25 protein-coding genes are annotated in these 22,763 nt (G+C 70.7%); 10 read left to right on the top strand and 15 right to left on the bottom strand.

From position 1 onward, the window contains the following. Positions 1-2: 2 nt before the first annotated feature. The 3 genes from FB561_RS09120 to FB561_RS09110 form a co-directional block, all read right to left on the bottom strand. On the bottom strand, positions 3-521 hold the full coding sequence (locus FB561_RS09120) for a GrpB family protein (protein ID WP_145804979.1): 519 nt from the start codon (positions 519-521) through the stop codon (positions 3-5). Positions 522-638: 117 nt separating this feature from the next. Then, the gene (locus tag FB561_RS09115) at positions 639-4,157 is read right to left on the bottom strand and encodes a phosphodiester glycosidase family protein (protein ID WP_145804977.1); all 3,519 of its coding nucleotides are present in this window, start codon (positions 4,155-4,157) and stop codon (positions 639-641) included. Between the two features lie 173 nt (positions 4,158-4,330). Further along, positions 4,331-4,654 (bottom strand): rhodanese-like domain-containing protein, encoded by a 324-nt coding sequence (locus FB561_RS09110; protein WP_145804975.1) that lies wholly within the window; start codon positions 4,652-4,654, stop codon positions 4,331-4,333. Positions 4,655-4,796: 142 nt separating this feature from the next. On the opposite strand from FB561_RS09110, the gene FB561_RS09105 reads away from it, so the two are divergent. After that, complete coding sequence (locus tag FB561_RS09105) at positions 4,797-5,684, top strand: NEW3 domain-containing protein (protein WP_145804973.1); 888 nt, start codon at positions 4,797-4,799, stop codon at positions 5,682-5,684. A 78-nt stretch (positions 5,685-5,762) separates the two neighbouring features. Then, positions 5,763-6,749 (top strand): trypsin-like serine peptidase, encoded by a 987-nt coding sequence (locus FB561_RS09100; protein ID WP_145804971.1) that lies wholly within the window; start codon positions 5,763-5,765, stop codon positions 6,747-6,749. Between the two features lie 9 nt (positions 6,750-6,758). Here FB561_RS09100 and FB561_RS09095 read toward each other — a convergent pair whose 3' ends face one another. Further along, a complete protein-coding gene (locus tag FB561_RS09095) occupies positions 6,759-7,616 on the bottom strand; it encodes an Fpg/Nei family DNA glycosylase (RefSeq protein ID WP_145804969.1) in 858 nt (285 codons plus the stop codon). Between the two features lie 127 nt (positions 7,617-7,743). Here FB561_RS09095 and FB561_RS37780 point away from each other — a divergent pair, with 127 nt between their 5' ends. After that, on the top strand, positions 7,744-7,887 hold the full coding sequence (locus tag FB561_RS37780; protein ID WP_170284608.1) for a hypothetical protein: 144 nt from the start codon (positions 7,744-7,746) through the stop codon (positions 7,885-7,887). Between the two features lie 66 nt (positions 7,888-7,953). On the opposite strand, the gene FB561_RS09090 is transcribed toward FB561_RS37780, so the two are convergent. After that, positions 7,954-8,502 carry a hypothetical protein gene (locus FB561_RS09090; RefSeq protein ID WP_145804967.1) on the bottom strand — a complete coding sequence of 183 codons (549 nt, stop codon included), beginning with the start codon at positions 8,500-8,502 and terminating at the stop codon, positions 7,954-7,956. Positions 8,503-8,616: 114 nt separating this feature from the next. On the opposite strand from FB561_RS09090, the gene FB561_RS09085 reads away from it, so the two are divergent. Together FB561_RS09085 and FB561_RS09080 are read left to right on the top strand one after the other, a co-directional pair. Then, entirely contained in the window at positions 8,617-9,738 is a 1,122-nt protein-coding gene (locus FB561_RS09085) for a DUF6042 family protein (RefSeq protein WP_145804965.1), read from the top strand. Between the two features lie 141 nt (positions 9,739-9,879). After that, entirely contained in the window at positions 9,880-10,347 is a 468-nt protein-coding gene (locus FB561_RS09080) for a hypothetical protein (RefSeq protein WP_145804963.1), read from the top strand. A gap of 633 nt (positions 10,348-10,980) precedes the next feature. Here the strand turns inward: FB561_RS09080 and FB561_RS09075 are convergent. Beyond that, positions 10,981-11,808: a class I SAM-dependent methyltransferase gene (locus FB561_RS09075; RefSeq protein WP_145804961.1), complete on the bottom strand. Its 828-nt coding sequence runs from the start codon at positions 11,806-11,808 to the stop codon at positions 10,981-10,983. Between the two features lie 126 nt (positions 11,809-11,934). Between FB561_RS09075 and FB561_RS09070 the strand changes: the two genes are divergently transcribed. After that, the gene (locus tag FB561_RS09070; protein WP_145804959.1) at positions 11,935-13,098 is read left to right on the top strand and encodes a DUF418 domain-containing protein; all 1,164 of its coding nucleotides are present in this window, start codon (positions 11,935-11,937) and stop codon (positions 13,096-13,098) included. Here the strand turns inward: FB561_RS09070 and FB561_RS09065 are convergent. Both FB561_RS09065 and FB561_RS09060 read right to left on the bottom strand, forming a co-directional pair. Continuing rightward, on the bottom strand, positions 13,061-13,603 hold the full coding sequence (locus tag FB561_RS09065; protein WP_202880571.1) for a hypothetical protein: 543 nt from the start codon (positions 13,601-13,603) through the stop codon (positions 13,061-13,063). The two genes, FB561_RS09070 and FB561_RS09065, sit on opposite strands and share 38 nt — an antisense overlap. 140 nt (positions 13,604-13,743) lie before the next feature. Beyond that, on the bottom strand, positions 13,744-14,016 hold the full coding sequence (locus FB561_RS09060) for a hypothetical protein (protein ID WP_145804957.1): 273 nt from the start codon (positions 14,014-14,016) through the stop codon (positions 13,744-13,746). Positions 14,017-14,098: 82 nt separating this feature from the next. On the opposite strand from FB561_RS09060, the gene FB561_RS09055 reads away from it, so the two are divergent. Further along, a complete protein-coding gene (locus FB561_RS09055) occupies positions 14,099-15,052 on the top strand; it encodes a helix-turn-helix domain-containing protein (protein WP_145804955.1) in 954 nt (317 codons plus the stop codon). 35 nt (positions 15,053-15,087) lie between these two features. Here the strand turns inward: FB561_RS09055 and FB561_RS09050 are convergent, their stop codons facing one another. Genes FB561_RS09050 through FB561_RS09035 form a run of 4 tightly spaced genes read right to left on the bottom strand, consistent with a single transcriptional unit; the run spans position 15,088 to position 17,929 of the window. Continuing rightward, positions 15,088-15,783: a hypothetical protein gene (locus tag FB561_RS09050; protein WP_145804953.1), complete on the bottom strand. Its 696-nt coding sequence runs from the start codon at positions 15,781-15,783 to the stop codon at positions 15,088-15,090. Next, a complete protein-coding gene (locus tag FB561_RS09045) occupies positions 15,780-16,340 on the bottom strand; it encodes a SigE family RNA polymerase sigma factor (protein ID WP_145804950.1) in 561 nt (186 codons plus the stop codon). Before FB561_RS09045 ends, FB561_RS09050 begins: the two co-directional genes overlap by 4 nt. Before the next feature lie 43 nt (positions 16,341-16,383). Then, complete coding sequence (locus FB561_RS09040) at positions 16,384-17,457, bottom strand: adenosine deaminase (RefSeq protein ID WP_145804948.1); 1,074 nt, start codon at positions 17,455-17,457, stop codon at positions 16,384-16,386. 7 nt (positions 17,458-17,464) lie between these two features. Continuing rightward, positions 17,465-17,929, bottom strand: coding sequence for a nitroreductase family deazaflavin-dependent oxidoreductase (locus FB561_RS09035; protein WP_202880570.1), 465 nt, complete (start codon positions 17,927-17,929; stop codon positions 17,465-17,467). 125 nt (positions 17,930-18,054) lie between these two features. On the opposite strand from FB561_RS09035, the gene FB561_RS09030 reads away from it, so the two are divergent. Then, positions 18,055-18,744, top strand: coding sequence for a TetR/AcrR family transcriptional regulator (locus FB561_RS09030; protein ID WP_145804946.1), 690 nt, complete (start codon positions 18,055-18,057; stop codon positions 18,742-18,744). Here the strand turns inward: FB561_RS09030 and aat are convergent. Further along, the gene (gene aat / locus FB561_RS09025) at positions 18,737-19,402 is read right to left on the bottom strand and encodes a leucyl/phenylalanyl-tRNA--protein transferase (RefSeq protein WP_145804945.1); all 666 of its coding nucleotides are present in this window, start codon (positions 19,400-19,402) and stop codon (positions 18,737-18,739) included. The genes FB561_RS09030 and aat overlap by 8 nt on opposite strands. Before the next feature lie 144 nt (positions 19,403-19,546). Here aat and FB561_RS09020 point away from each other — a divergent pair, with 144 nt between their 5' ends. Next, positions 19,547-20,242, top strand: coding sequence for an EcsC family protein (locus tag FB561_RS09020; RefSeq protein WP_145812893.1), 696 nt, complete (start codon positions 19,547-19,549; stop codon positions 20,240-20,242). A gap of 20 nt (positions 20,243-20,262) precedes the next feature. Here the strand turns inward: FB561_RS09020 and FB561_RS09015 are convergent, their stop codons facing one another. Then, a complete protein-coding gene (locus FB561_RS09015) occupies positions 20,263-21,189 on the bottom strand; it encodes a hydroxymethylglutaryl-CoA lyase (RefSeq protein WP_238334729.1) in 927 nt (308 codons plus the stop codon). A 52-nt stretch (positions 21,190-21,241) separates the two neighbouring features. Here FB561_RS09015 and FB561_RS09010 point away from each other — a divergent pair, with 52 nt between their 5' ends. Beyond that, on the top strand, positions 21,242-21,892 hold the full coding sequence (locus FB561_RS09010) for a GNAT family N-acetyltransferase (protein ID WP_145804941.1): 651 nt from the start codon (positions 21,242-21,244) through the stop codon (positions 21,890-21,892). A 55-nt stretch (positions 21,893-21,947) separates the two neighbouring features. On the opposite strand, the gene FB561_RS09005 is transcribed toward FB561_RS09010, so the two are convergent. Next, entirely contained in the window at positions 21,948-22,748 is an 801-nt protein-coding gene (locus tag FB561_RS09005) for a metallophosphoesterase family protein (protein ID WP_145804939.1), read from the bottom strand. Positions 22,749-22,763 lie beyond the last annotated feature (15 nt).

Raw genomic sequence — 22,763 nt, 5'->3', positions numbered from 1 at the left:
GCTCAGCGCTCCAGCTTCGCGAGCACCCCGGTGATGAACGGCGCCTTCCCGGCGCGATAGGCCGGCCGGTCCTGGTCGTCGGCCGCGGCCAGCTCGCGCTTGATCCGGGCGTACTCGTCGCGGTCCGCGGGCGTGGTCCGCAGGTGGTCGCGGAAGGCGAGCCAGGTCCGCCAGCCGTCGGACGACTCCTCGACGACGTGCAGGTGATGACTGCGCCGCTCGACGGTCGGGTGGCAGAGCGACCACTTCCGGGCCTCCCGCTCACCCGGTTCGGGCGCGGTCACCCAGTCCAGCGCGGCCAGCTCGTCGAAGGCCGCCGCGACCGCGTCGTGGTCCCGGACGATCGCGGCCATGTCGATGATTGCCTTGGCCGGCAACCCCGGGACCGACGTACTGCCGACGTGCTCGACCGGTCGCGCGAGCCACGGCCGCAGAACCGGCTCCACCAGCCGGCGCTGTTCCTCGAACAACGCCGGCCAGCGGTCGTCGTACGCCTCGATGCTGATCCGGTCCAGTCGCATGCGTCCTGTCTAGCGGACGCCCAGCACTCACCAACCACCGCCCGGCTCGACCCTCCACGCTCGGGTCACGCCCTGGTCATGCCGGGGAGCGAGGTTGGTGAGTGCTGCCGGTCCGGCTCACCAGTCGACGCGGATCTCCTGGCTCTTGCGGACGCCGTTGACGGTGACACCCAGCTCGGCCGTGCCTGGGCGGAGCCCGGTGACCTGGCCGGTGGCCGGGTCGAAGGAAGCGACGGCCCAGAACGGCGCGGTCCTGGCCGGGCCGACGTGCAGGCGGGCCGAACCCCACCAGTCCGCCGAGACCGGGAACGCCACCGGTACGCGGCGACCGTCCTGGACCACGGTGGCCGTGGCCGGTCCGGTCTGGCCCCGGCGCAGCATCGCGGGCGCGGTCAGCTCGAGCGAGTCGACGTGCGGCCGGAGCTCGACCTGGAACCACGACCGCTCGGGCGCGGACCAGTTCCGCTCACCCGGCGCCGCCTCGCGTGCGTTCGGGTCGATCCCGACCAGGGCCCATCCGGTGAAGCCACCCGCGTCCGGAGCCGCCGCCGGGCTCTTGCCCGAGTTACCCGTCAGCGGGAGCAGGACGCCGTCCGTCCGGGTCGCCGCGAACGTGCCCGCGTGCGCCGCCATGTACGCCGCACCCTTGCCGGTCGACGCGCGGAAGCCGGCCAGCCAGCGGGTCAGCAGCTCGGCCTCCTTGCGATCGGCGAGCTGCGAGTTCGCGGTCGGCGACGGGTCGTCGATCGGGTGGTGCGCCATCACCACGACGTTGCGGATCGCCTTGTTCTTGGCGGCCTCGTCGAGTTGCTTGCGCAGGTCGAGGATCTGCGCGAACCCGCCCGCCCGCAGCGATCCGAGCGACGAGTCCCGCAGCACGAACCGGGTGCCCTTGTGGTCGAACGTGCTGCTCGGCGCCCCGAACACCTTGGTCCACTCGGACAGATCGCCGGGACCGTAGCTCTCGTGGTTGCCCGGGACGTAGTGCACCGGGACCTTCCCGGCCACCTCCTCGTCGATGATCCGCTTCGCCAGGGCGATGTCGTTGGCGAAGCCGCGATCGACGAAGTCACCGTTGATCACCAGGAACTCGGGCTGCTGCGCGAGCGCCTCCCGGATCGTCCGGCGGGCCTGCTGGACGAAGTCGGACTCGGGGTCGTCGGCGGTGAACTGCGCGTCGGACAGCACGGCGAACTTCCACCGCTTCGCGTCCAGGGTGCCGTCGGCGACGACCATCGGGTCGGCGACCTTGGCCGGCGGCGCCACGTCGACCGGCGGCGCGCCGCGGACGGTGAGGTCGTCGACGACGATGCGCCCGGAGTACTGCCGGGTCGGGACCGTCTCGACGACGTACAGCCGCCAGAACCGCAGCGGCATCGTCAGCCCGGCCGGGATGTCGGCCTCGACGTACTTCCAGCCGGTCCAGTCGACCGCGGCCGCGAGGTTCACCGTCTGCGCCGAACCACCGGCGCCGTCGTACGCGTTGGCGCGCAGCCAAGCACCCTTGCCGTCGCCGTACACCCAGGCGCCCAGCTTCTGCGGCTGACCAGGAAGCGTGAGCTGCGGAGTCATCGACAGGTACGCCGCGCGGGTGGCCGTGCTGCCGGTGAGGGAGTAGTCCAACGCGATCGCCTGACCACCGTCGTGCCCCTCGGCCGCGGACCGGGTCGCCGTGGCCGCGCCGGCCGGGACCGCGTTCGCCTGCCAGCGGGTCAGGTCGTCGACCTCGTCGACCACCTCGCTGCTCAGGCCGGCCGTCACGGTGAGCTGGGTGGACAGGTCGCCCACCTTCGCGGTGACGACGGTGGAGACGGCCTCGGTACCGACCGCGGTCACCTCGAATCCGTTGCCGCGAGCCACTACATTGAGGAGGTTCCGGTCGTAGGTCAGCCGGACGTCCCGCGGCTCGATCCAGGTGGCGAAGCCGTCCGCGTCGTACCCGTTGACGGCGAAGCCACCCTTCGTTGTTGCGTTGGGCAACGACACCTGCCGGGCCGACGGAGCGAGCCGGACCGGCTCGCCGAGCACGGTCATCGGGAAGGTCCCGCGGGCCCGGCCGTTCGCCGCGGTGACGACGACATCACCCGCCTTCCGGCCGGTGACGACCCCCTGGCTGACCTTCGCGTTGCTCCCGGCCGACCAGTACGCGGTGCCGGCGACGGGCGCGTACGTCTCGTCGTGGCCGCGGGCGGTGAGGACGCGGCTGAGCCCGGTCAGGACGCGGGCGCTGCGGGTGACGTCGGTGTCGGCGAGCTCGTCGGCGGTTCCGGTCGCCTCGACCCGGAAGCCCTTCAGCTTGCCGGTGCCCTTGACCGGGAGCAGGCCGAGGCCGTTCGGGGTGAGCCGCTCGGAGCCGTCGGAGGGCTTGTTCACCACCTCGGGCGTCGCCTCACCCGGCGATCGCTTCAGCATCGTCGACGAGCCGCCGCCGTCCAGGTTGAGGACGTCGTCGGAGCCGAGGTCGAGCATCAGCTTGCCGAGTTCCTTCTCGGTCAGGCCGCGCGAGTCGACCATCCGGCCGTCGACGGTGAGCAGCACCATCCGGCGACCGTCCGCGGAGAAGCCGATCGCGGTCCGCGGGTGCAACGCGGTGTCGTCGACGTCGAGGACCTGGCCGTCCCGGGCCAGCTGCTTGTTGCCGCTCAGTCCGACCGCGACGTCGGCCGCGTCGGCGCGCGGGCCGTACTTCACCTCGACCTTGTCGCCGGGCTCGAACGCGGTCAGCGCCGATGCACCCGCCTCGCGGCCGATCAGGGCCAGCTCGTTGTCCGCCAGCGGGGTGGCCGCGGGCGTGGTCGCGGTCGAAACGACGACGCCGTCGCGCAGGATCACCTCGCGGACCGTCGGCAGCCCGTCCACGGTCCGGGTCCGGGCCGCCTGGCCCCAGCGCGGCGTGTAGAGGCCGATGCCGCCGGAGTTCACGGTCGGCGAGTTCAGGTTGGTGAGCGCGACCTTGCTGGCGTCGTCGTCGACCGCCTCGCCCTCCAGGAAGACCTGGGCGATCCGGCCGAGTCCGTCGGCGCCGATCACCGCGGTCTCGTTGTGCCCGGTGGCCGGACCGTTGACGACGTGCCCGGGTCCGCCGTCGGCGTCCCGCTCGATCCCGACGCCGAGCGGGGCACCGGTGTCGTTGATGTCGAAGAAGTCGCCGTTGACGCCGGCGATCGCCCCCTTGCGGGCGACCTGCTGGCTCAGCACCTCACGGCCGGACACGGTCCCGGGGTTGAGGTAGTCGACCGTCACGCCGCCGGCGTCCAGGTCCGCGACCAGGATGTCGCCGCGCAACCAGCCGCGGGCGTCGAGCCGGTCGAAGCTGGTGTACGTCACGCCCGGGGCGACCGGGGAGTCGCTGCGCCGGGTGACGATGCCTTCGCCAGGCGGGGCGAGCGCGACATCGGGGATGTCCGAGGCCGCGGACGAACCGCGGTGCGCCTCGACGGCCTGCCGGAGCTGGGCCGGTTCGGGCGCTGGCTGGGCGAGCGCGGGCTGGACGGCGACGGTACTGACGAGGCCGCTGGTGACCAGGGTGAGGGCGATCGCCCGGCGGATCGTCCGGCGTTGCCGCGCCGGACTGGGTGAACCTGGTGAACTCGGGGGACTCGGCGGACCGAAGACGGACGGGGCAGGCGTGAACACGGAGCCTCCTGGGCGTGGACGGACGCGGCCATCCGACGCCGCGTGCCCTACCGCCCGATGAGGCGCAGGTGTACGCCGGACGACTGACCGGTGACAAAGTAACGTCTCCAGTCGGCCACCGGAAGGTTTCTGTCCAGATTGCTCAGGTTCTGATCACCCCGACCAGGGTGCGGTCAGTCGGTACTGACCGGGCGGCCGGACGACTGCCAGGCGTACATGCCGCCGTCCAGGTTGATCGCGTCCCGGCCCTCGGCGGCGAGGAACTGGGTCGCCATCCCGGACCGGCCGCCGACCGCGCAGACGCACAGCACCTTCTGGTCCAGCGGCACCTCGCCGACGCGCTCCTGCAGTTCGCCGAGCGGGATGTGGGTCGCGCCCTCGATGTGGCCGCCGGCCCACTCGTCCGGCTCGCGGACGTCGAGGACGAACGCCTCGGCCAGCAGGGCTTCGTCCACCTGGGCGGGAACGACGGCGGGGATCTGGGGGTTCTGGAACATGCCCCGATCATCGCAGCCGGGTGGTCACCGAGCGCTGCGGGGCGGAGGAATACGTTTGCCCGCCCACTGGATCCGGCGTTGACAGTGTCACCGTGATTGACCAGGGTCGAGCAAAGAGTTCGCGGCTGGAGGGACGCATCTCGTGGCACTGATCGAGGGCATACCCGGGGAGTTCGGTCCCCAGCCCTGGGGTGAGGCGATCCAGCGAGGCTGCGAACTGCTGCTCCGCGTCACCCGGCGCCCCGCGAACCACGAGGTCAGGCTGCCCGGCCTGGCCACCACACCCCGGCACGTCATCGAGGAACGGACCGGCCGCGCGCTGACCTGGCGCCGCGACGGCGACGACCTGGTCGTGCGGTTACCCGGTTCGGAATCACCCGCGGGTGGTGCGCAGGTCGTCCAGGTCGCGTTGCAGGGCAAGCTGCGGATCGTCCCGCCGGACACCAGTACGGCGAACGCGGACGGCGTCTGGGACCTCGAACCGGCCGGATCCACCGCGCACCTGGTCGCCCGGCGGACCGCCGACGTGGCCGTCCGGCTGTTCGGAGCCGCGGACCCGGCCACCCAGTACCGGGTGAAGCTGGCGAACCGGTCGTACGCCGTGCCGGGTGGCGAGCTGATCGGGACGACCATCGGACCGTTCCCGGTCCGGGCCGGCCGGGTGGTCAGGTTGACCCTCGGGAACGCGGCCGTGCGCCGGATCCTGGTCGCGCCGGTGGGGACCGTGCTGGCGTCGATCGACCCGGTGGACGCGGACCGGATCCGGGTGCACGTCACCAACTTCGGCCGGGTCGCGGCTCAGGGCGAGGTGTTCCTGCCGATGCCGCCCGAGTGGTCCGCCGACACGGACGCATGGTCCTTCGAGGGTCTGGAGGCGGGTGCGACGGTCTCCCGGACGGTCGAGGTGGCCGGGCCTTCGGAGGGTCCGCGCGGTCCTAAGGTCCTGCAGGTCCGGCTGGACGCGGGGCGGCGTTCGGCCTCGCTACCGCTTGACCTCGGCTCCACGGTCGCTTCTACTGTGGGTGATTGACCGCGCGCCGGGAGTGATGGTGAGGTCCTGCCGGTCGCCGGGTGAACTTCTTTCCGCCCCGATCGAGGAGTCACCGCCATGCGTCCTTCCGCCCATCTCGCTTCCCTGACGCGCCGACCCCTGGGACTACTCGCCGCGGCCGGTCTGCTGGTCACCGGCGCCGCTGTCCCGGCGGCCGCCGCCGTTCCCGACTCGACCACCTCCGCCACCACCGCCGTACGAGCTCCCGCGATCCCGCGATCGGCGCAGGCCGGTGCGCTGGAACCGACCGGCTACTGGACCGCCGAGAAGTTGCGGAACGCCATCCCGGCCGACCTGCCCGCCGGTTCCGCTGGTACTGCGTCACCGTCTTCGATCGAGAGCAGCAGCGGGATCGCCTCGCGCCCGGTCGCGCCGCGGACCGGCGGGGCGGACAAGGTGAACGAGGTGGTCCCGAGTACGGCGGGCAAGGTGTTCTTCACCGACAACGGGCGGAACTACGTGTGCTCGGCGTCCACCATCAACAACGGGTACAAGAACCTGATCATCACAGCCGGCCACTGCGTCCACGGCGGCGCGGGTGGAGCCTGGCACTCCAACATCGTGTTCGCCCCGGCGTACTACAACGGCCAGTCCGGGTACGGGCTGTGGAACTGGAACACGGCGCGCACCTTCAACTCCTGGATGAACAGCAGCGACTTCAGCCACGACCAGGCGTTCGTCACCCTGAACCAGCGCAACGGCCAGAACCTGATCGACGTGGTCGGCGGCAACGGCCTGGTCTGGGGCAACGGCCGGAGCCAGCCGAACACCCGGATCTGGGGCTGGCCGGCCGAACCGCCGTACAACGGCGAGGTGCCGTACTACTGCGACGGAACCACCTACGCCTGGGGCTCGACCGACGCGGCGCTCGGCTGCACGATGAACGGCGGCGCGAGCGGCGGACCGTGGGTGAAGGACCGCATCGACGCCAACCTCGGGTACGTGTTCGCGGTGACGTCACGCCGGACCACCAGCGGTACCCCGACCCTGCTGGCGACGCCGAACTCGGCCGACGTGAAGGCGATGTTCGACCAGATGACCTGAGCCGCCGGGCTACTTGAGCAGCTTGGACAGCCGGCGGTCGGCCAGCGGCTTGCCGCCAGTCTGGCAGGTCGCGCAGTACTGCAGGGAGGAGTCGGCGAAGCTGACCTCGCGGACCACGTCACCGCAGACCGGGCACTTCTGGCCCTTGCGCCCGTGCACCCGTAGGCCGGACTTCTTCTCCGACTTGAGGTCCTGCGCGGCCAGCCCCTTCGACCGGTCCACCGCGTCCCGCAGCGTCTCCTGCATCGCGGCGTACAGCTCCTGGAGTTCGGTGTCGGTGAGGTTCGACGCGGGCTTGAACGGGCTCATCTTCGCCACGTGCAGGATCTCGTCGGAGTACGCGTTCCCGATCCCGGCGATGACGGACTGGTTCCGCAGGACGCCCTTGAGCTGGACCCGGCCCGCCTGCTGCAGGATCTCGCCGAACTGCTCGACGGTCAGCGTGAACGGATCCGGCCCGAGCCGCGCGATCCCGGGCACCTCGGCCGGATCCCGGACGACGTACACGGCGAGCTTCTTCTGCGTCCCCGCCTCGGTCAGGTCGAAGCCGGAGTTGTCGTCGAGCACGACCCGGCAGGCGATCGGGCCCTTCCCCGGCCGCACCGGGGTGGTGGACTGCTCCTCCCGCCAGCGCAACCAGCCGGCCCGGGCGAGGTGGATGACCAGGTGCACCCCCTGCGCCTCGATGTCGAGGAACTTGCCCCGCCGGGTGACGTCATCGATCAGCAGACCCACCAGAGCCGTGATCGGCGGGTCGTAGGTCTTCAACGCGCTGATCGCGGTGATGTCCGCACGCACGATCGCCCGTCCGACGGCACGCTCCCGCAGGAACCCCGCCAACGATTCAACCTCAGGCAGTTCGGGCACCCCCACAGTGTGCCCGACCACACCGACAGTTCCACGGGTTCGACCCGGGGAAGGTTCCGGTGGATCACCCATAGGGACCGGTTGCGCGGGCCGCTACCTTCGAAGGAAGCAGAGAAGGAGGCCCCCGATGGGTTTCGTGAAGACGCTGGTCAAGGGCGCCGTGGTCGCCAAGCTGGTCCAGGTCGCCCAGCGCGAACTGAGCAAGCCGGAGAACCAGCAGAAGGCCAAGGAAATGTTCCAGAAGGTGCAGCAGCGCCGCAGCGCCCACTGACCCACCCGCACCACCACCACGGACCCGGCGGAGCCTCGGAAGCGCCGCCGGGCCTGTAGGTTTGCGTCAGGCGACCGGTACCGAGGTGGTCTCCGCCTGGACGGTCGCCGGGGCAGCCGCGCGCAGCTTCCGCGCCTTGCCCAGCAACACGGCGGACCGGGTCAGCACCATCGCCAGTGACAGGAACACGAACGCGTTGGCGTACGCGTCGGCGCCGGCGATCTGGTGCTTGATGCTGAAGGTGATCAATTCCTCGGCGAACCAGTGCTCGGCCCCGAAGGCGAACACCACCCGCCCGGCCGACAGAACGGTCCAAGCCACCGCGTACGCCAGCCCGGCGCGGGTGTAGATCTCCCCGTTCCCGGCCCGCTCGGTCGGCAGGAACACCGCCACCAGCAAGCCGAACACGACCCCGAGCCCGACCCCGGCCAGCTGCAGCGTGAGCGAGTTGCCCACGGTCGGCAGCGACCGGACGAACAACGCGATGATGACGCCCACCGCCAGGACCGATCGGAGGATCCGCATCCGGGTCACCTTCCGGTGTCCCAGGTCGGTCGCGAGAATGACCGAGAGAACCGAGGCGCTGGCAATGAGGGCGATGGCGAATTGGCTCATACCAAGAACGCTATTTCCGCACAGTCACCACCGAGCACCACCACAAGACCGACAAAGCGTCCCCCAACTGGCGGACAACCCGCTGTAGTCGATGCTGTGGACTACCGTGCGCGCATGACTTTGGTGGGGGAATACGAAGACGACGATTACTCGCCGGAAGACGGGATCCTGGTGGTCCGGGACGAGCGGGCGGTCTACGGCGACGACGAGATGTCCGCGAGCGACGCGCACCCCGTCGGGACGATCGTCCGTACCGGCCATGGCTGGCTGTATGCGGCCGGCGGCGACGGACCGTGCGTGGTGCGGCTGCGGGGGCACACTGATCGGCCGCGTGATGGTGACGACGAGTGGACGGACGTGGTCGAGGTCCCGTACCGAAGTACTTCCGGCGCGGTTGAGCTGACGTCCCTCACGACGCGAGCCGGCGAGGTGCACGTCCACCTCGGTGAGCCGGGGGCGTATCGCATCCGCGTCGCCCATCGACCGCTACCGGCGTCGGCCGAGTTCGTGGCGGACGACGAGGACGAGTACCTGGAACCGACCGATCTCTGGCAGCTCGACTTCTGGCCTGTTCCCGAGCCGGTCGAACCGCCCCGCTGGTACCGGCGCCGTCGGTCGGCGGTCCGGCCCGCAGACCCGGGGTGGAACTCGCTGCTCGGGTTCGAGCGCCACGAGGTCGCCGGCGTCGTGCGATGGTCCCACGAGGGCACCGGCCTGACCATCGACGACCTGCGGACCTGGGGCATCGACCACTTCCGCGGAGAGGACTGGCTGGACCAGCCGTTCCGGACGACGGTTCCCCGCGACGGCTACCCCACCCTCGCCGAGATCGCGGCCCAGGTCGGCCGACCCGAGCCGACTTCGCGCCGCGAGATGCTGACGCTCTTCGTCGCGCTCGGCGTTCTGACCTTCGACGGCACCCGCTACGCCGGCATCGCCGAACCCCGGCCGGCCCAGCAGGTGCTCGACCTTCCGGCCGACGTGGTGACGTACCTCGATGCGCACCGGGCGACCGTGCAGTACACCGGCTTCGCCGCGGACCTGGTGTCAGTCGCGTTGTGGGGCGGCACCGAGCAAACCGTCGCCTCCCTCGCCACCCGCACCCTCGCGTCCGAGGACCAGGTCCGCCGAGCCCTCCAGTACGCCGAAAGCCGCAACCTCCTGCAGATCGACCGCCGATCCGGGGATCGGCTCGCCTTGACCGCAACCAGGCGTGGGAGGCCGTTCGCTGTTTAGCATCTAGGCCAGGTGAGCCCGGGAGTCAAGACTCCTTCGATGCTGGGGGCGTGCATGGGTGTTGTCGGCGGAACGACGCCGTGGGATTGGGCTAGTGAGTTCACGCGAGCGGGGGAAGTACGGATCGCGCCGCGGCGGCGGGTGACCGCGCTGCGGTTCGTGATGTTCGGGTCCGTCCTGGCGTACCAGGTGGCCACCCTCGTGTCTGTTCTCGCGGGCCGGCAAGGGTGGTTGTGGTTTCCCGTCTTCGCTCTGCTGTCTCTTCCGATCTCGGCTCTGCTGACCTGGACGAGCGGCCGTGCGTGCTTGGCCGGGCAGCCGGTACTGGTGGTCGACGGCACCGGGGTCTCACTTGGCCGGAAGCACCTCGCGTGGCAGGACATCGAGGCGATCGAAGGTCCCGACCGGCCGTCTCGACAGGCATCCGACCCTCGTCGGCCGACAGACGCCACGCGCGACTGGTTCGCCTCTGTCACCGTCGTTCCCACCGGCTCGCGCCGCAAGCAGCAGATCGCCGTGGGCAATGAGTACGCCAAGGACATCAACGCCCTCGCATCCTGGCTGGACGCCGTGCATGCGGCTCAACTGGCCGGCGGCCGGGAAGCCTGACTGCGTACTCAGCTCGCGGGTTCTGGGGACGGGTGGGCGGATGCCCAGGACGGGCTACGACGACGGCGAGGATGTCTTCCGCGCCGACCGCGCGATGTACGCCGCCAAGGCCGCCGGCCGCGACCGCGACGGCTGCCACCGACCTCACCCCGGCCGCGCTCCCACCCCCACCCCCGCCAGCGCCAGCGCCAGCGGCACCCCTCCCCACCCCCACCCTCCAACTCCGCTAACCCTCCACCCCGCACCCCCCGCACCCCCCGCACCCCCCGCGCCCCCCGCGAGGGCGACTTTGTGCGCGGGCCGGTCGTCTGAAGGCGGATGGGCTGGCTGGTCCGCGCACAGAGTGGGGTTGCAGGGGGATGGGCTGGCTGGTCCGCGCACAGAGTGGGGTTGCAGGGGGATGGGGTGGCTGGTTCGCGCACAAGGTGGGGCTCGGAGCGCCCGCGGACCCAGGCACGCGCCGCAACGCCACGTGCGCTCCCATCCCCTGGGGGCGACTTTGTGCGTGGATCAGTCGTCTGAAGGGGGCTGGGGTGGCTGGTCCGCGCACAAAGTGGGGTTGTAGGGGGATGGGGTGGCTGGTTCGCGCACAGAGTGGCGGATGACCAGGACGACGGGCGGTCCCGCGGGGTTTCAGGCGGTCTTGGTTGCCTGGAGCGTGTAGGTGCAGGGGAGGCGTTCGGGGTTGGTGGTGAGGCGCCATTCGCCGGCTTGGTCGCGGGTCATGTGGCCGGGGAGGGCGTTCCAGGGGGCGCTGTCGTGTTCCTCGAAGGCGGTGACGGTCATGCCGCGGGTGAGGAGGGCGGTGAGGATCTCGCCGAGGCCGTGGTTCCACTCGTGGGTGACGTTGTGGCTGAACTCGGCCTCGGTCTCGACGTACGTGCCGCCCTCGTCGAACACCATCGGCGCCTCGGTCTCGAAGTACGGGTAGTCGACCGTGATCAGGCCCTCGTGCTCCGAACCCTCCAGCGCCCACAGCATCGGGTGCCCCTCCCGGAGGAACAACCGGCCGCCCGGCTTCAGCAGGCGCACGACCACGTCGGCCCAGCGGTCGATGCTCGGGAGCCAGCCGAGCGCGCCGATGCCGGTGAAGACCAGGTCGTACGCCGCGTCGCCGAGCACGTCGGCCGCGTCGTACACGTCGGCCTGGTGGAAGTCGATCTCGTGGCCGAGCCGGTCCGCGAAGGACTGTGCCTGCGCGATCGCCGGGCCGGAGAAGTCGAGGCCACTCATCCGGGCGCCGAGCCGGGCCAGCGAGATCGTGTCGGTGCCGATGTGGCACTGCAGATGGACGCCGCGCAGTCCGGCAAGGTCGCCAAGTCGCGGCAGGTCGAAGCGCACCACGTCGCCGATGTACCGCGGGTCGCGCTCGTACTCGGCCAGCTTGTAGTCCGGCGACGCCGCGTGCGCCGCGACCCGCTCGTCCCAGTTCGCCTGGTTCACCACCCGGTAGTCGTCCACGCGCCCGACTGTGGCACACCGGGTCCCTGGTCCGCTCCCCGATTTCCCCAGGTAGGGAAAACTCCACCCCACCCTGGCACCTCAGGACGACTGTGCGGAGCGTGACACCCTGATGTCCTTCAGGGTATGAACCAGCAACTCGCCCCGCGCAGGACCCGGATCCAGGACGTCGACGCCCTGCGCGGATTCGCGCTGCTGGGCATCCTGATCGTCAACATCACCTTCGCCGCCTCGGGCTTTCCGATCCACCTCGCGGAGAACCCGGAGTACCAGTCGACCCTCGACCATGCCGTGCACTGGCTCAGCGCGACGTTTGTGGACATGAAGTTCTACCTGCTGTTCTCGTTCCTGTTCGGGTACAGCTTCCAGTTGCAGATCGAGGCCGCGCAACGCGCCGGGACCGCGTTCCGGCCGCGGATGCTGCGGCGGCTCGGCGGCCTGTTCGTCCTCGGCGCACTGCACATGGTCTTCCTGATCACGGGGGACATCCTCACCGCGTACGCCCTGCTCGGCCTGGTCCTGGTGGCGCTCCGCGGCGTCAAGGACAAGACCGCGCTGATCGTTGCCGGGAGCATCTACCTGTACCTGTTGGTGACGCTCGGCGCGACCGTGCTCTTCGTGGACACGTCGCAGTTCCTCGACCCGGCCGGCGCCGTCACCGCGGCCCAGGAGACCACGCGGAACCTGGCCGGCTCGTTCGGCGACGCCGTCCACGAACACGTCGCCGCGCTGCCGACGTACGGGCTGTCCCTGCTCACCGTGCAAGGGCCGACGACGCTCGCCGTTCTCCTGCTCGGCATGGTGGCCGGTCGTCGGCGGCTGCTCGCGAACGTCACCGGCCAGGAGACCGTCCTGCGGCTGATCCAGCTGGTCGGCTTCGTCGTCGGGATCACGGGCGGCGTGGTGTACGCGGCCGGCGGCAACGGTGACACCGCCGCCGTCCTGGCAAGCGTGCTGACCGCGCCCTTCCTCACCGCCGCGTACGTCGCGACGTTGCTGCGGATCCTGCACAGCGAACGCGGCCGCGCGATCGGCGACGTACTCGCTCCCGCCGGCCGGATGGCGCTGTCGAACTACCTCGGCCAGTCGGTCGTCACGATGCTCGTCTTCACCGGGCTCGACCTGGCCGGACGGACGTCACCGCTGGAGACGACCGGGATCGCGCTCGCGATCTTCGCGGTCCAGGTCGCGCTCAGCCACGGGTGGATGGCGCGCTTCGGCTACGGCCCGGTCGAGGGGATCCTGCGCGCCGTCACGAACGCGACGCGTCCGACCTGGCGGAAGAGCTAGCCAGTTCGGCGAAGAGCAGCAGTTGCTTGCGCATCATCACCAGGTCGCCCCAGGCCAGCAGGTACTGCTTGGTCCGGCCGATCGGTCCGGGGTCCACCGGCAGCGCGATCTTCGCGACCAGCCGGGATCCACGGTCCGTCGGCCGGACGGTGTAGCTGATCGCGAGCCGGCCGAACACCCGCGCGCCCAGGCCCTTCATCTTCAGGGTCAGGTCGCGGCCGGGTTCGAACGCGGCCAGGTCGAAGATCGTCATGAAGTCCTGGCCGAGGACCAGCTCGTCCGCCCCGGGCGTCAGGGTCCGCGGGCTGCGCTTGCCGAAGTTGTCGATCCAGTCGTAGCTGTACGGCGCGACCTTGAGCTGGCAGTACCACCGGTACACGGCGTCCGCGCTGCCGGCGGAGTCGACGGCCCGGTACACCGCGACGCTCGGGCCCTCGACGAACCGGTCGCACGCGTACTCGGCCGCTTCCTCGGCGGCCGTCGTTCCCCAGGTCCAGGGCAGCATCCGGATCACCTCCTGCCCGAACCGTACCTTTTGGTATGGGCGCTGTCGCCCGGCCGGACGCGTGATCCTGGTCGCAGCAACGAGAACCGGCGGGGAGTCGGAGTGACTCGCCCGCCGGTGCGGTGGATGGGTGGAAGTGATCAAGCCGCGTGCCGGCCGTGCTGGTGGCTGATCAGCCGGGTCCGGCGGACGCTGACGACGCTGCCGGTCGTCGCGGTGGGCTTGTGAGTGAAGGGTTCGGCCTTACCGCCGAGGGCGAGCAGGTCGAGCTTGGTCCTGGCCAAGTCACGGTCGTCGGCAACCCAGGACCCGTCCGGGCCTGTCGCCGGCCCGGTCGAGTGACGCCTGTTACTGGTTTCCAGAGCCGCGATCACGGCCAGCGCGAGAACTGCGAGGACAATGATTCCGGTCATGGCAGTAACTATTCTACCGTTGAGATCCAGCCACAACTGGCACTATTGACATACCTCGACAAATTACTGCCATACTGGCTGAATGCTCCAGAAGGTGGCCGTAGTACTGATGGAGGACGTCGCCGTCTTCGAGTTCGGCGTCCTGTGCGAGGTGTTCGGCATCGACCGGACCGACGACGGAGTGCCGCTGTTCGACTTCAAGGTGTGCTCGACCCGGCCGGGCGAGCCGCTGCAGACCAGCAGCCACTCCCAGGTGGTCGCGCCGTACGGGCTGGACGAGCTCGAGGACGCCGACCTGGTCGCCCTCCCGGCGACGACCTGGCGGGACGCGTACGACGAACGCATCCTGGACGCCCTCCGCCGGGCCGAGAAGCGTGGCGCGATCCTGCTCACGGTCTGCTCGGGCGCCTTCGTCCTCGGCGCGGCCGGCCTGCTCGACGGACGCAACTGCGCGACCCACTGGCGGTACGCGAAGACCTTCCGCGACCAGTTCCCCGACGCGAACCTGGACGCCGACGTCCTCTTCGTCGACGACGGCAACATCATCACGAGCGCGGGCACGGCGGCCGGTATCGACGCCTGCCTGCACCTGGTGCGCCGCGAGCTGGGCAGCGCGGTGGCGACGCGGATCGCGCGCCGGATGGTGGTACCGCCACAGCGCGACGGGGGCCAGCGGCAGTTCGTGGACGTCCCGGTACCGGAGTCGTCGGGCGAAAGCCTGCAGCCGGTCCTCGACTACATGGTCGACAACCTGACCATCGAACACACCGTCCCCGAGCTGGCCCGCCGAGCCCGCATGTCCGACCGAACCTTCGCCCGCCGCTTCGTCGCCGAAACCGGCACGACCCCGCTGAAGTGGGTCACGACGCAAAGGGTGCTGCACGCGAGAACCCTGCTGGAACAGACGAAACTGGGCATCGAGCAGATCGCGGCCCAGTCGGGCTTCGGCACGGCGGCACTCCTCCGGCACCACTTCCGCCGCGTCGTAGGAGTCCCACCTCAGGACTACCGCCGAACCTTCCAAACCACAGCCTGAATCGACGGCCGCATCACACACTGTCGGCGTTCAGTTCAGGTGAGGCAGCTTCGGCGGACGCAGGTGTCCATCGTGTAGTGCCCGATCGCGACGCTGCCCTCGTCCGCTCCGGTGTCGACGATCACGTCGGACGCGGTCGCCGGCCAGCCGGTCGGGACCTTCACCGTCGCGAGCGCCGTCGAATCCCGGCAGGCCACGTCCCGTTGCACGGCCGGCGCGACGCCGTTGCGGGTGCTGAGGACGAAGGTGATCCGCTGCGCCGACTGCGCCGCGCACCGGAAGACGAGCCAGATCGAGTCACCGGGAGTCAGTACGCCGACGTCGGTGGGTTTCGCCGTCGGGCTCGCCGCGACCGTGGCCCACGCGATCGTGGTCGGCCCGGACGCGAGGTACTGGTTGGCCGTGCGGTCCGGCAGTCCACCGACCCACGGCGTACCGGCGTCGTCCGCCGCCCCGTCCGCCGCCCCGTCCGACGTGGCGTACGGCTGGGCGGTGCGGACGTCGCTGGTCGCCATCGGGCGATCGCTGGAACTGCCCTGGCTGCCCGTTCGGTTGGAGTGGATCAGGGTCGCCGACGTCACGGCGAGGAGGAGCGCGCACATCGTCGCGGTCGCCCGGCGGCGCTGGATGGAGGTCGCCCGGTGTTCTATCGCGGCCAGCGGGTCGCCCGTCGGCCCGACCGCGGCGGCCGTCTCCCGCATTCGCTCCCGGAGCTGTTGCTCGGGGGTCATCGCTGCCCCTCCTCGTGGATCAGCACCGGGTCTAGGCGTAGCTTCGCCAGCGCCCGGCTCGTCTGGCTCTTCACGGTGCCGACGGAGCAGCCCATCGCCGCGGCCGTCTCGGCCTCGGTCAGGTCCTCCAGGTACCGCAGCACGACGACGACACACATCTTCCGCGGCAGCCGGGCGAGAGCTTGCAGCAGAACGGCGTTGTCGTCCAGGACTCCGAAGCCGCCGTCGGCCGCGGCGTGCTGCACGGTCTCGGTCGGTACCTCGTGTTTGGCCCGCTTCAGCCGCCACCACGCGCGATGACTGTTCACCAGGGCCCGGCGCACGTACGCGTGCGGGTTCTCGGCCTCGATCTTGTGCCACGACAGCCAGCAGCGCGCGAGGGTGGTCTGAAGCAGGTCCTCGGCGAGACCGCGGTCCTGCGTCAGCAGGTACGAGGTCCGGAGCAGGCTGTCGTAGCGCAGGGCCACGTATTCGCTGAACTCCGCGGCCAGGTCGGACCCACGGCGGGTCGGCCTCGCCAGCCACACGCCGCGGTCCCCGGACACCTCCGCCTGCATGCCTGGAAAGAGTGGCCAGGCGGCGCAGAGGTTGCATCGCGGCTCAGATGTTCTGCCGGTACCAGGGTTTGATCACGTCGTCGATGATCGCCAGCCGCTCGTCGAACGGCAGGAACGCGGACTTCATCGCGTTGATCGCGAACCAGCGGAAGTCGGTCAGGTCGTAGTCGAACGCCTCGGCCAGCAGGGCCAGCTCGCGGCTCATCGACGTCCCGCTCATCAGCCGGTTGTCGGTGTTCACGGTGACCCGGAACCGGAGCTTGGCGAGCAGGCCGATCGGGTGCTGCGCGATCGACTCGGCGGCCCCGGTCTGCAGGTTGCTGCTCGGGCACATCTCCAGCGGGATCCGCCGGTCCCGCACGTACGCCGCCAGCCGGCCTAGCTCGAACGGCCCGTCGGGGGTGGCCGGGTCGTAACCGATGTCGTCGATGATCCGGACCCCGTGGCCGAGCCGGTCGGCGCCGCACCACTGGATCGCCTGCCAGATCGACGGCAACCCGAACGCCTCGCCGGCGTGAATGGTGAAGTGCGCGTTCTCCCGCTGCAGGTACTCGAACGCGTCCAGGTGCCGGGTGGGCGGGTACCCGGCCTCGGCGCCGGCGATGTCGAACCCGACCACGCCCGCGTCCCGGTACGCGACGGCGAGCTCGGCGATCTCCATCGAGCGGGCCTTGTGCCGCATCGCGGTGAGCAGCTGGCGAGCGACGATCGGCCGCTCCGCCTGCGCCATCCCGTGCTCGAACCCGGCCCGGACCGCGTCGACCACCTGCTCCAGCGTCAGCCCGCCGGTCAGGTGCTGCTCGGGCGCGTACCGGACCTCCGCATAGACGACGCCGTCCGCGGCCAGGTCCTGGACGCACTCGCTCGCGACCCGGGTGATCGCTTCCGCGGTCTGCATCACCGCGACCGTGTGGTCGAAGGTCTCCAGGTACCGCTCCAGGGAGCCCGAGTCGGCCGACTCGACGAACCACTCGCCGAGCTCGCCCGCGTCGGTCCGCGGCAGCCGGTGGCCGATCTCGCCGGCCAGCTCCAGCACCGTCGCCGGTCGCAGCCCGCCGTCCAGGTGGTCGTGCAGGAGGACCTTGGGGGCGGCGTTCAACTGTTCGGGGCTGATCATCGGCCCATCATGCCGCGTCGATCCGGAAGGCGGGCACGCCCGGCGCGACCTGGCGCAGCGTTTCGGTGGAGGACTTGGCGTCCACGTCGCCGCTGAAGAAGGCGCCGACCTCCCAGGCCCACTTCTTCAGGTACATCCGCAGGACGTCGGGCTTGTCCGTGTCGGCCAGCTCGACCAGCCGGACGGTCTCGGTGCGCCGGCCGAGCTGGAGCCGGACCTCGGGGTTCACCCGGGCGTTGCGGACCCACTGGGTGTGACCGCGCGGGGAGACCAGGTACCGCTGGCCGTCCAGGACCAGCAGGTTCACCGGCGTACTGCGCCAGTCGCCGCTCTTGCGGCCGCGGACGGACAGCACCCTGCTGCCCATCAGGCTGATCCCGAGCTTGGTGAGAGCGGCGACCACCCGGTTGAACACCAGCATGCTGCGGTGGCCGGCGGTGACGAGGCGCTTGTTGTCGTACTGCTGCTGCATGGCGGTGTCCTCTTCGACTGGGCGAGAGCGGTGCTCTCTGTTGTGATCAGTGAACACCGGTGCGCCTCACCATGTCAAGAGCACTGCTCTCGCTTTAGTGCGGCGCTCATGGCAGACTGCGGTCCATGAACGCCGGCCGCACCGCACGTGACAGGGCCCGGGCCGAACTCACCCGGGAGATCAAGGACACCGCCCGCCGCCAGCTCGCCACCGACGGCGCCGAGCGGCTCTCGCTCCGCGCGGTCTCCCGCGAGCTCGGCATGGTCTCGTCCGCGCTCTACCGGTACTTCCCCAGCCGCGACGAGCTGCTGACCGCGCTCATCATCGACGCGTACGACGCGCTCGGCGAGGCCGCGGAGAAGGCTGCCGCGACCGAGGACGAACCGCTGACCGCCTGGCTCGCGGTGTGCCGCGCGGTTCGCGGCTGGGCGAAGGCGAACCCACACGAGTACGCGCTCATCTACGGCTCACCCGTCGCGGGGTACAGGGCTCCGCAGAGCACGGTGCAACCGGCGTCCCGGGTACCGGTCGCCCTGCTGGGGATCCTCGAACGTGCCCAGGAGTCCGGCTTACTGCGGGTCCCGGACGATGCCGTGGAGCCGGACGGCGTCCTGGTCGAGCAGGTCGCCGTACTGGCCGAGTTGGCGCCGGGTGTCCCGGGGAAGGTGCTGCTGCGGACGGGGATCGCGTGGACGCAGCTGTTCGGGTTGATCAGCTTCGAGTTGTTCGGCCAGCTGGTCGGGAGTTTCGATCCGGCGGACGCGTTCTTCGAGACCGCGATCGGCCAGCAGGCCCGGTCCCTCGGACTCAGCTGAACGCGTCCGGGAGCGGGAGCTCGAGAGCGCGATCGACCCGGCGGACGTACACGTCCCGCGGGATCGCGACCGCGCCGAGGGTGGCCAGGTGGTCGGTGACCCACTGGATGTCGAACACCCGGTCGGCCGCGTACTTGTCGTCGAGCAGCTCGACCAGCCCGGCGACGGCCGCCTTCGACCCGTCGGTCCGGTGATGGAACATCGACTCGCCCGCGAACAGCCCGCCGATCGCCACCCCGTACAGGCCACCGGCCAGCTCGTCGCCGTCCCACGCCTCCACCGAGTGCACCCAGCCCATCCGGTGCAGCCGGGTGTACGCCGCGATGATGTCGCCGTCGATCCACGAACCCGGCCGGCGCGGATCGGCGCAGGCGCGGATCACCTGGTCGAACGCGGTGTTGACCCGGATCTCGAAGCGGTTCCGGGCCCGCCGGAGCGACCGTGACGGCGCGAACCCGGCCACGTCGATGACCCCGCGATCCACCGGTGACCACCACAGCAACGGGCCGTGACTGTCGGGCATCGGGAACAACCCCCGCCGGTACGCCGCGAGCACGGTGCCTGGTTCGAGATCGGCGCCGGCGGCGACCACGTCGCTGGCTCCGGCGACCGCGACCGGCGGGAAGTCCCACACGGAGGCGGGTGGTTCGACAGGCACCCCACCATCCTCGCCTACCGTCCGCGTGGGCCGGGGACAGGCCGGGGTTTCTCCCGAGTGGCGCCGTCCGGGGGGCCACGTAGTCTTGAGGTGGGTGCGCCCGGCGGTTCAGGGCGCCGCACCCCCGAAGCCGTGAGGAGCACCGTGGCCGGACTGACCAGAATCGTCGCCAGCAGTCTGGCGCCCGCCGCCCAGCGGTTCGCCCCGACCGCCGCCGCCGGAGTCCTGCGGCAGGTGCTCGAGGTCGCGATCGACGGGTACCAGCGGTTCCCCGGCGCCGAGCGGGTGGCCGAGCGGTGCCTGGAGAAGGCGGGCGGCGACCCGCAGCTCGCGATCGACGGCGTGACCGACCAGCACATCCGGCTGGCCGGCCTGCAGGGTTTCCTCACCGGGATCGGCGGCCTCGTCACGCTGCCGGTGGCCCTCCCGGCGAACCTCACCGGACTGGCCATCGTGCAGGCGCGGATGGTCGCGGCGATCGCCCACCTGCGCGGGTACGACCTGGGCGACCCGCGGGTGCGGACCGCGGTGATCACCTGTCTGCTCGGCGAGGACGGCGTGCAGGACCGGCTGAAGAAGTCGAGCCTGCCGACGTCGCCGCTGGCGATCGCGACCGCGCCGGTCTTCGATCCTGAGCTGGACCGGCTGGTGGCGGCCGAGGTGGTGACCGAGCTGATGGCCCGGATCGGCGGCAAGCGGATGGCCCTCACGGTGACCCGGCGGCTGCCGTTCCTCGGCGGCGCGGTCGGCGCCGGCGTGGACAGCTGGTCGACGTACCGCGTCGGCGAGTACGCCGAGGAGAGCCTGGTCCGCCGGATCCGCCGCCCGATCGAGCCTTAGCGGTCCGCCCGGCCTTTGAGTCAGCCGGCCAGGGCTTGGACGACGCGGCTGGCGGAGGGTTTGCCGAGCTGCTCGGCCATCCAGACGCTGGTGGCGACGAGCTTGGCCAGGTCGACGCCGGTCTCGATGCCGAGGCCGTCGAGCTGCCAGACCAGGTCCTCGGTGGCCAGGTTGCCGGTGGCGGATTCGGCGTACGGGCACCCGCCGAGGCCACCCGCGGAGCTGTCGACCGTGGTGACCCCTTCGCGCAGCGCGGTCAGCGTGTTCGCGAGCGCCTGGCCGTAGGTGTCGTGGAAGTGCACCGCGAGGACCTCGGTGCCGACGCCGGCTTGGCCGAGGGCGCCGATCAGGTCGATCACCTGGCCCGGGGTGGCGACGCCGATGGTGTCGCCGAGGGAGAGTTCGTGGCAGCCGAGCTCGGCCAGCCGGGCGCCGACGCGGACCACCTGGTCGAGGTCGACGTCACCTTCCCAGGGATCGCCGTAACACATCGACACGTACCCGCGGACCGCCAGCCCGGCGTCCAGGGCGCGGCGGATCGTCGGCGCGAACATCGTGAACTGGTCGTCGAGGGTGGAGTTGAGATTCTTCTTGGCGAACGTCTCGGTCGCGCTGGCGAAGATCGCGATCTCCCGGACGCCGGCCTCGAGGGCGCGGTCGAGGCCGCGTTCGTTCGGGACCAGGACGGGCGCCCGGACGGTACTCGGCAGGTCCAGCGCGGTGAGTAGTTCGGCGGCGTCGGCGAGCTGCGGGACCCACTTCGGATGGACGAAGCTGGTCGTCTCGATCGTGGTCAGCCCGGCCTCGGCGAGCCGGTGGACGAACTCGGCCTTCACCGCGACGTCGACGATCGCGGCCTCGTTCTGCAACCCGTCGCGCGGTCCGACCTCGTAGATCGTGACGCGGTCCGGCAGCCCTTCGGCGGGTACCCGTTGCGGCTTGCGCACTCTGCCTCCCTCGGCTCGGGCCGGTGAGGGGTCTCCTCCACAATGGCCCGTGATGACAACTCTGGCTGACATTCTGCGCGGCATCGAGCACGGCGTCTTCCCGGCCCCGGATCTGGCCGTCGAGGTCGTCCCGGCACCGTCCGAGCGGGACAGCTGCGTGATCGGGCTGACCGGTCACATCGTCGTCGCCGCCGACGTGGATCCCGCGTGGGTGACGCAGCAGTTGCCGCCGGGCGACCTGTCCGCGCCGCTCAACCCGCCGTTCCTGCGCGCGCTCGAAGAACGTACGGGTCGCCAGGTGAACGCGATCGACGCCATGCTCCTCGCCCCGGCCCTCACCGACCCGGCCGAACGCTCCGCCGCCGTCGCGTGTCTGGTCGAGCTCACTGACCACGACGACCACCCCCGCGTGCGCCGAGCCTGGCAGTATCGCGAACAGGTCCGGGTGTACGGCGACGGGTCGTCGGGCGGGCTCGTCCTGACCGGTGTCGGTCTCGCGGGTCGGCTGGAGTGCGCACTCGAAGTACCGGACGAGGCGCGCGGCCGTGGCGCCGGGCGGCGGCTGGCCCGCGCGGCCCGGGCGCTGATTCCCACGGATGCGCACATCTGGGCCCAGGTCACCCCGGGTAACGCCGCCTCCCTGCGCACCTTCCTCGCCGCCGGCTACCGACCGATCGGCTCGGAGGCCCTCCTCACCTTCTGACCCACAGAGTTCGGCGCCCGATCGCCGGGCGCCGCGTCCGGCACCGTCTCGTTGCTCAGGTGCTCGCGGGGGTCGGGCTGCGGCGGTGGTACGACGGAGACTCACCGGGGGCCAGGTTGCCGCGGTAGATGCCGTCGCGCAGTTCGAGCTCGTACCCGGCGTACTCGGGCATGCCGAGCTCGCGGGCCACCTCGAGCTCGGCCTCCACGTCGTACGGGACGCGGACGAACTGGATCGAGAACGGGGCCGGGTCCAGGGAGTCCGGGACGCCTTCGAGGATCGTGTACACGGGAGTGGGATCGCCCATGCTGTTGCCGACGCTGCCGGTGTTGAAGAGGGTCCGCCGTTCGAGGTCGACCTCGTAGAACGCGTCGTGGGTGTCGCCGTACCCGACGACGTCCGGGATCGGGCCGTCGCCGGTCGCCGGGGTGTTCGCGAACATGCCGAGGAACTCCGCCTCGTCGTGGTCGAACCGGACCCGCCGATGGACCGTCGTCGCGGAGGCGTGGAAGAGCCGGATCCGCCGACCGCTGAGGACGAAGTCGTGGCAGAACGGGAGATCGCGCAACCACTTCCCCTGCTCCTCGCGGATTTCGGCCTGCCACCAGCGCAGGCCCTCGCTGTCGTACTCGCGCTCCGGGTCGGGCAGGAAGTCGTCCCAGTTCCCGAGGATGTTCACCTCGCAGACGTCCCGGCACCGGTCGACCACCGCCTGGCCGCGCGGCCCCTTCCCGACGTAGTCGCCGAGATTGAAGATCCGGGTGATGCCCCGCTGCCCGATGTCGGCCAGCACCGCCTCCAGAGCGGTCAGGTTCCCGTGGACGTCAGAAATCAGTGCGATCCGCTCCAGCCCCATGGCCCCCATCCTCCG

The sequence above is a fragment of the Kribbella amoyensis genome (genome assembly GCF_007828865.1).
Classification (GTDB): Bacteria; Actinomycetota; Actinomycetes; order Propionibacteriales; family Kribbellaceae; genus Kribbella; species Kribbella amoyensis.
This window is presented reverse-complemented; position numbering and strand designations above follow the sequence as displayed.

Coding starts and splice junctions, on each gene's coding strand:
- FB561_RS09040 (WP_145804948.1), bottom strand. CDS start 17,457: ATGATCAGCCCCGAACAGTTGAACGCCGCCCCCAAGGTCCTCCTGCAC.
- FB561_RS09050 (WP_145804953.1), bottom strand. CDS start 15,783: ATGACCCCCGAGCAACAGCTCCGGGAGCGAATGCGGGAGACGGCCGCC.
- FB561_RS09060 (WP_145804957.1), bottom strand. CDS start 14,016: ATGACCGGAATCATTGTCCTCGCAGTTCTCGCGCTGGCCGTGATCGCG.
- FB561_RS09090 (WP_145804967.1), bottom strand. CDS start 8,502: ATGAGCCAATTCGCCATCGCCCTCATTGCCAGCGCCTCGGTTCTCTCG.
- FB561_RS09070 (WP_145804959.1), top strand. CDS start 11,935: ATGAACCAGCAACTCGCCCCGCGCAGGACCCGGATCCAGGACGTCGAC.
- FB561_RS09010 (WP_145804941.1), top strand. CDS start 21,242: ATGACAACTCTGGCTGACATTCTGCGCGGCATCGAGCACGGCGTCTTC.
- FB561_RS09005 (WP_145804939.1), bottom strand. CDS start 22,748: ATGGGGCTGGAGCGGATCGCACTGATTTCTGACGTCCACGGGAACCTG.
- FB561_RS09030 (WP_145804946.1), top strand. CDS start 18,055: ATGAACGCCGGCCGCACCGCACGTGACAGGGCCCGGGCCGAACTCACC.
- FB561_RS09085 (WP_145804965.1), top strand. CDS start 8,617: ATGACTTTGGTGGGGGAATACGAAGACGACGATTACTCGCCGGAAGAC.
- FB561_RS37780 (WP_170284608.1), top strand. CDS start 7,744: ATGGGTTTCGTGAAGACGCTGGTCAAGGGCGCCGTGGTCGCCAAGCTG.
- FB561_RS09035 (WP_202880570.1), bottom strand. CDS start 17,929: ATGCAGCAGCAGTACGACAACAAGCGCCTCGTCACCGCCGGCCACCGC.
- FB561_RS09110 (WP_145804975.1), bottom strand. CDS start 4,654: ATGTTCCAGAACCCCCAGATCCCCGCCGTCGTTCCCGCCCAGGTGGAC.
- FB561_RS09120 (WP_145804979.1), bottom strand. CDS start 521: ATGCGACTGGACCGGATCAGCATCGAGGCGTACGACGACCGCTGGCCG.
- FB561_RS09065 (WP_202880571.1), bottom strand. CDS start 13,603: ATGCTGCCCTGGACCTGGGGAACGACGGCCGCCGAGGAAGCGGCCGAG.
- FB561_RS09045 (WP_145804950.1), bottom strand. CDS start 16,340: ATGCAGGCGGAGGTGTCCGGGGACCGCGGCGTGTGGCTGGCGAGGCCG.
- FB561_RS09100 (WP_145804971.1), top strand. CDS start 5,763: ATGCGTCCTTCCGCCCATCTCGCTTCCCTGACGCGCCGACCCCTGGGA.
- FB561_RS09055 (WP_145804955.1), top strand. CDS start 14,099: ATGCTCCAGAAGGTGGCCGTAGTACTGATGGAGGACGTCGCCGTCTTC.